Source organism: Bacteroidota bacterium (genome assembly GCA_034723125.1).
In the GTDB taxonomy this organism is placed as follows: Bacteria; Bacteroidota; Bacteroidia; order CAILMK01; family JAAYUY01; genus JAYEOP01.
The window spans coordinates 1-7,089 of sequence record JAYEOP010000594.1 but is presented as its reverse complement, the minus strand read 5'-3'; the positions used below and the strand labels follow the sequence as shown (position 1 = coordinate 7,089).

The 7,089-nt window shown below is 29.4% G+C and carries 3 protein-coding genes; 1 reads left to right on the top strand and 2 read right to left on the bottom strand.

Going from position 1 to position 7,089, the window contains the following annotated elements; all coding sequences use genetic code 11:
• A partial coding sequence (locus tag U9R42_14785; GenBank protein MEA3497291.1) for a hypothetical protein occupies nt 1–299 on the top strand: 299 nt, incomplete at its 5' end.
• A 27-nt stretch (nt 300–326) separates the two neighbouring features.
• Here U9R42_14785 and U9R42_14780 read toward each other — a convergent pair.
• On the bottom strand, nt 327–2,231 hold the full coding sequence (locus tag U9R42_14780) for a sulfatase-like hydrolase/transferase (GenBank protein ID MEA3497290.1): 1,905 nt from the start codon (nt 2,229–2,231) through the stop codon (nt 327–329).
• 306 nt (nt 2,232–2,537) lie between these two features.
• Complete coding sequence (locus tag U9R42_14775) at nt 2,538–6,863, bottom strand: M4 family metallopeptidase (GenBank protein MEA3497289.1); 4,326 nt, start codon at nt 6,861–6,863, stop codon at nt 2,538–2,540.
• Between the last annotated feature and the right edge of the window lie 226 nt (nt 6,864–7,089).

Genomic DNA, 7,089 nt, shown 5'->3' with positions numbered 1-7,089 from the left:
GATTTTTCCAACTTTGTAATCCCGGCACAGAACACGGAAAATGCTCTTTAGGAGAATATTGTCATTGCCGCTTTTACAAGGAACTTTTTGAGGGTTTTAGTGATGAAGAACTTAGTCCTGATGAAGAACGTACCATGCAATTGGAGTGCGAAACAAATCACTTAAAAAGAAAGTATGGTAATGATTGGATGAAATACTACCCTTATCACTTAGATCCGGATTACGATGATGAAAAAGGCAATCCTTATAACTACGGATTTGGTGGTGAAGATGAGGATGATAATTGGTGGCGAAAATAAGATGAATTTCTAACGGAAAATCAATTCCTATTTCTTTAATGGATATTCCTTTACCACCATCTCATTATGAATCAAAAAATATCTGTAGCTTTGAATTACAGCTTTTAGCCTTTTTTCCATTTGCATCATTTTATCTGATTTTTCATTTACTAAGTTGATTTCGGTTTTGCCTTCCGTAGTTAATTTATAAAATGATGTTGTTTTTTCTTCATCAAAATATTCAATATAAGGAGTTTCAACATTTTGCCAGATACCTTCATTGTACTGTATTGCTCCAAATTTTACAGAATCTTCAAAAACATTTTTACCAAAACAAAAAAATGCTTTGTTGTAATTTAAATAGCCCAAAATACTTGGCATAATATCAATTTGCTGAGTAGAAATATTTTTATTAAAACCGACTAAATTACTATCTGCTGTATAATAAATTATCGGAACAGAAAACTTTCCAATAAAGTTTTTGTAAGAGTTTTTTAAACTTACAGAAGTATGATCAGCAGTAATTACAAACAAAGTATTTTTAAACCACGATTGCTGAGAAGCCCTTTTCATAAATCTTTCAAGAGCATAATCAGTGTAAGAAACAGATTTATGAATAGGATGCTTACCTTCTTTAAATTTCCCTTTATGCTCCTCGGGAATTTTGTAAGGATGATGTGATGAAAGTGTAAAAACAGAAATACAAAAAGGTTTAGGATTGTTATTTATCACATCAATAACATATTGAAAATAAGGTTCATCAAAAATTCCCCAACTTCCATCAAAATCATTTTTGTCAGGATATTGCTCCATTCCGTAATAATCGCCAAAGCCTGAAAGGGCAATATAATTATCAAAGCCCATTGTTCCGTTTTCTCCACCATGAAAAAACGCAGAATAATAACCTTCATCTTTCAATATTTTTCCCAAACTTGAAATGTTGTTGCTGTGATAAATGGAATTTAAATAAGGCTTGCTCATCCATGATGGAACTCCCGAAAGTATCGCAGGCAATGCTTCAACAGACTTTTGGCTATTTGCAAATGAGCTTTCAAAAACCAAACTATTTTTGCACAAAGAATCTAAAAAAGGAGTGTATCCTTCTCCCTGATTAAAATACCCAATGTATTCTTTTCCAAAACTTTCAAGGATAATTATTACTACATTCTTTTTTTTAAAATCATTATCAGGGTTGGGCCTATGAATTGGTGAATATATTTTATTTAATTCATCCTTTTTTAAATAATCGGATTCTGTTAATCTTTCGTTACTAAGGGTAGTTATTATTTTAAAAGGAGTATTCAAAACAAGGGGTATTAACTGATGCTTGGTAAAACGTGCTGCATCAAATGCCCGTATTGGTCGGAGTGAAAAACCTCCTCGTGCGGAAACAATTAAAAGTCCAGTAATAAAAAATAATGCTACAATTTGTTTTAAAATTGAAGCCAAAGAATATGATGTTTTAAATTTGAATGAAAGTTTTTTATACAAAAATATTAAAAAACCTAAAAGCAATATCCATATAAAAACCAAGTGCCAAAAGTCTGAAATATAGCTTATCAAAAAACCTTTGATTTCTGTTGTTACATCAAAAATATCAGCACTGCTCCTTTTAGCTGTAAACCTAAAATATTCAAAATCAATTGTATTATAAAATAATGCAATCCCATTGCTTATTACAAAAATGTATTTTAATATTTTTTGAAAAACGTTGTTTTCACGAATATAAATCGGTATTAAAAAAGCAAAAATAAATAAAGAGTTAACATAAACAATTGCAGAAATATCAAATAGTAATCCGTAAAAAAAAGTGCTACTTATTTCAAGAAAAGAAAAAGAATTAAAATATTTAAAATTATAAAATAAAAATAACAACCTTGAAATTTCAAATAAAAATAATACGATTAATAATTTTAAAAACAGACTATATATATGTCCAAAGGTATTTTTCATCGGGCAAAAATAAATATATCAGTTATTAATCCACAATATTTTATCATATTTAAAGGGAGTTATTGGGTTATCCGCAAAGAAAAATTAAGATTTTCTCTACGTAGTGTCTCTAAGAAAACTCTGCAAAATTAGATTCCTATCTTTTTGCGATATTTTTATCTTTCTCAACTCACTGATGCTAAGGCATCGCCTCGTCTCAAAAAATAAAAATCTCACCTGCCTGACGGCAAAGGCAGGTAAAAAATCTTAGAAATCATAAAATTTGATAGTTTTCTTAGAGGCACTACGGATTAGTTCAAAAATATTTTATCGATAAATTATTTTAAATTCATAGTTATCTTTTAAGGTAAATATTCTGATAAAATATAAACCTTTACCGCAACCTTCCAAATTGATTTCAGTTTTTTCCTGATTATTAATAAATTGTATTGATTGAATATTTTCACCAATTGAATTATAAACTTCTATATTTTGAATCTCAAGAGCTTTAATTGATTTCTCAATAGTAAGTTTTCCATTTGTTGGATTAGGATACACTTTAAATCCTTTTAAAGCGTTTTCGTTATCAATTGACCCTCCTTTTTCAACATTAATAAAACGTTTTTCTTGCATTGCATTATTTCCTGATTGGTCAACTGCATCATATTTTAAAGTATAAAATCCGGTTTTAAAATATACAAGATAATCTGTAATGTAATCACCACCTCTAATAACTACAACATTTTTATCGTAATTATCGCTAACACTAAAGGAGTCAACTTTAATGGTATCAAATCTAAAAATATTTAAAACACTTGAGCCATAAAGTGTAATAACAGGAGCTTCTGTATCAACAACTTTAACAATCAATTCGAATGTTGCTGTATTTAAAGAACTATCTGTTACAGAAATTATAATATTATATGTTCCTAAATTATTACTAATAAGATCAGGAAAAGTTGAAACAAAAGAACCTGAGGTATCAATATCGAACACAGTTGAATAATTATCAGCAATTGTAAAAATAGGTAAAATCAGTTTATTAAATACTTCTACGTCAATTGTATCCTTATCATTATACAAGGCTGATGTAATTTGAGGTGCTTGAGTGTCCTCTACTTTCACAATTCTTGAAACAGTTACAGGCCCATTTCCTTTACAATCGGTAGCTAAATAATTTAAAGTATATTCAGCAATTTTTGAAGTGTCAACACTTCCAACTACAACAACTGTAATGCTACTTGAATCGCAATAATTGTCACTAACGGTTACTCCGGGATCTGTAAAAGAACTGTTTACTTCAACACTAATATATGATGAACCGTTTAGAGAAATAAGAGGGTCAACATTGTCAACAACATGAACAAACCTTGTACGAACAATAAAATTGTTTGGGCTATAAGCATAATAATTTAAGGTGTAAACACCCAATTTACTTGTATCAACGCTTCCAATAATTACTACACTATCAATAACATTACAAGTCATATTTGTTTGATAACCGGGATCAAAATATGTGGTATAAATACTAACGGTATCATGCTCGTTTCCCAATAAAGCAAACTCGGTTGAAAGGTCAATTTTTGGGAAAACATTAATAATTCGTTTGATAGTTTTTGTGTTATTTAATGAATCTGTTAATTTATATTTGTAATAATATGTTCCTGTAGTTGAAATATCAAGATTTGTTATGGTATCAAATGAGGTTATCGGAGCTATACTAGTGTATGTATAACCTGCATCAATATAATTTGAACATTGTTCAATATTAATTACATCTTGTCCTTTCAAATAAATTTCAATAAAATCCGCAAGGGTAATTTTTAATCTGTAATCCTCAAATTCACCATACATATTTGCACCACAAGCTTTATTCGACATACCTAAAATGCTTGTACCAATTCTTAAGGTTGTTGTTCCAAAAGTAGCAGTAGCAGGCACAACAATTGTATCATGAAATGTGTTTGTAGTGGCACTAGGCTCATAGGAAACAAGTTCACCTTGATCATCAAAATCTCCGTCAATATTCCAATCAACCCATACTTTTCGATTCATATTATTATTAGTTGAATTTCGGCTTAAAGAAAAAGGAATGCTATCTAAAAGATTATATCCTCTATTATTAATAAGCGGATAATAGGTATATGCATAATTTCCAATTACTGTGTTATTATTGATATTGCCCATTGTAAAATTACTTATTCCAATATCAGGATTCAAATTAATAACAACGGGTGTACAATATGAAATTACTTTGATATAATTATTTTTAACAACAGTATCGATATATGAGCCGTAACTTGTAACCATGCTAATGTTGTAGTTGCCGACATTATTAAAAACCACCTTAATTCCTTTAATATTACTTGAGGGAACTACTGTATAAGTATTTGGTGATATCAGCCAATTTCTGCTGTAAGAACATTGAGAAGTATCTAAAAGCACTACTGTATCTTTGCCAACTATGGGATTTTTATTAGTTGCATCAAAATCAAATCCTGCAAGAAAATCAGTATGCAAATAATTTGTTTTTATTATTGAGTCAGATGTTATCCCAAAATCTACAACTAATTTTATAGAATAAGTTCCTGTATCATCAAGTCTGACATCAATTGTAGGGAAATTTGCTGAAGGGCTCATAACCGTATAAGTGGAAGGGCTAATTATCCAATTCCAATTTTGTACACAACTATCTGAAATGTCTGTTAAAGTAATAAGATCACAACCTGCAGAAACAGAATCGTTGCTTACTAGAAAATCAACATTAGCAGAGTCTTGAATATAGATATGACTATAAAGAACATAAGTTTCCGTATCATTTTGAGAGCACAAATATGAGGTATCCCAAACACTTAATGAAATTGTATAGTATCCTGAGTCCTGATAAATATGAGTTGGATTAACAGAATAACTTGTATCTCCATCACCAAAATCCCAAAGATAATTTGATGCATTTGTACTTTGATTTATAAAAGGAACAGAAGATGGTGGTTTGCAAAAATATCTTAATGGAACAACAAATTTTGCTTTTAAAGTATCAAATTGAAATCCCTTACCTATACCTACGGCATACCACGCATCAGTTGTAGAGGTTACTTGTTGTGAGCAATTTCCAAAAATATCAATTGCTGATTGAATGGAATAAAATCGTGCATCATCGTAATCACTAATTGGTGTTAAATAGTTGGTTAAACAACGATAAGTTATTTTTGATGCATCAACAATTCCAATTCCTGTTATATTAAAGGTATCTCCATTGTCATTTACCCCACTTGTACCTTCCGCCAATAAGAAAAACCAATGATTTTGAATATTTGAGTTAATATTTTCACCCCCAAAACCTGAATGCCAATATTGCCCTAAATAAGTGTCAGGATGGTTTAAAGTTTTTGGAGACACAAAATTTCTTAAAGGCTGTGATGTTTTAGTAACCTGTTCTCCAAAACTATAATTAAATGTTGTTGGATTTATATATTGGTCAACACAAATTCCAAAGATATCACAAAATGATTCTTGGAGTGCTCCTGTTTCACCTGTATATGATAGATTTGCAGTATATTCTATAATTGCGTGAGTAAATTCATGTGCATATAAATTTAAGGAAGTATAAGGATTATAAGTATTATCACCATCGCCAAAAGCAAATCGCAAACCGTCCCACATTGCAAAAGCTAGATTAGTTCCATAATGAACATAATTGAATATTTTTGAACCAAAACCACTAAAAGAGCTTCTGTTAAATGTATTATAAAAATAATCAAAGGTCGATTCTGCTCCAAAATGAACATCTAAAGCAATATGGTCTTGATTTGTTGTATCGTCCCAGTAATTTGTTGTATTTGTAAAAGGATCTGCATTTTGATATATGGTACCTTTATTCATATCCAATGTTTCTATTCCATAACCTCTTCCTGTTTCACTTAAAGCATAATAAGTTCCAAGACTATCTGTTGTAATTGTTTGTGTTCCATTGTACATTGTTATTGCTGTACCTTGTGCATTTGCTCTATGTATTTTGTTTATTTTTTCAATAAGCTCTCCACTGTGTGCATCAACATACACATCATTTCTAATTATTTGTGCAGGAAGATAAATATCAAATTTGTAAGCTAGATAATAATTGTTTTTTGATGAAAATATTATAAGTTTAGGATTTGAATGTTTAAAATATTCTTGTTTTGTATCCTCCCTTATTTTTGCATTGGGAAGCAGTGAATTCATTGCTGTATTAAAAGCATTTTCCTCAGTAATTGAAGGAGTTGTATTTATATTTATATCCTTAAAAAATGTACCGTTTGCCGAAATTAGTCTATTATTTTTTATGTGGGCATAATACACTCCAAACTCTACTTCCAAATTATTGTAATATTGCTTGTATCTATAGTGAGAAAATTCATATTGATCATTTTCTTTTTTATAAAAAATTAAATCCTCATTTTGTTTTAAATCAAGAGAGTTTTTTAACCATTTGAGATGATTATTTTCAGAAACAACTTTATTGAGGCGAATAAATTGAATACTCCCCTGCTCATCAATTTTTACAGTATTGCTACCTTTTACAATATTATTGGCTTCCTCTCCTCTATAAGTTTGAGCTAAAACTAAAGAAGAAATAAAAAAACATGCAACAACTAACACTAATATCCTTTTCATAATCATATATATTTATTATTTATAAAAGCCGAAGTTACATTAATTTGTTAGAATAAATATCAACAATATCAAAGTGAAATTTATATTTTTGAAATTTCACAAAATATTTTCGTAATTTGCTATCTAATTAGTGACGTTAAAATTAAAATAAATGAAGGATTTAGAATTAAAAAAACAGTTAATTGAAGCTTTCAAGGATAAAACAAAAACAAATATTGATTATTTA

Bases quoted from the DNA above. Each gene is read 5' to 3' on its own strand.
- U9R42_14775 (MEA3497289.1), bottom strand. From the start codon at position 6,863: ATGAAAAGGATATTAGTGTTAGTTGTTGCATGTTTTTTTATTTCTTCT.
- U9R42_14780 (MEA3497290.1), bottom strand. From the start codon at position 2,231: ATGAAAAATACCTTTGGACATATATATAGTCTGTTTTTAAAATTATTA.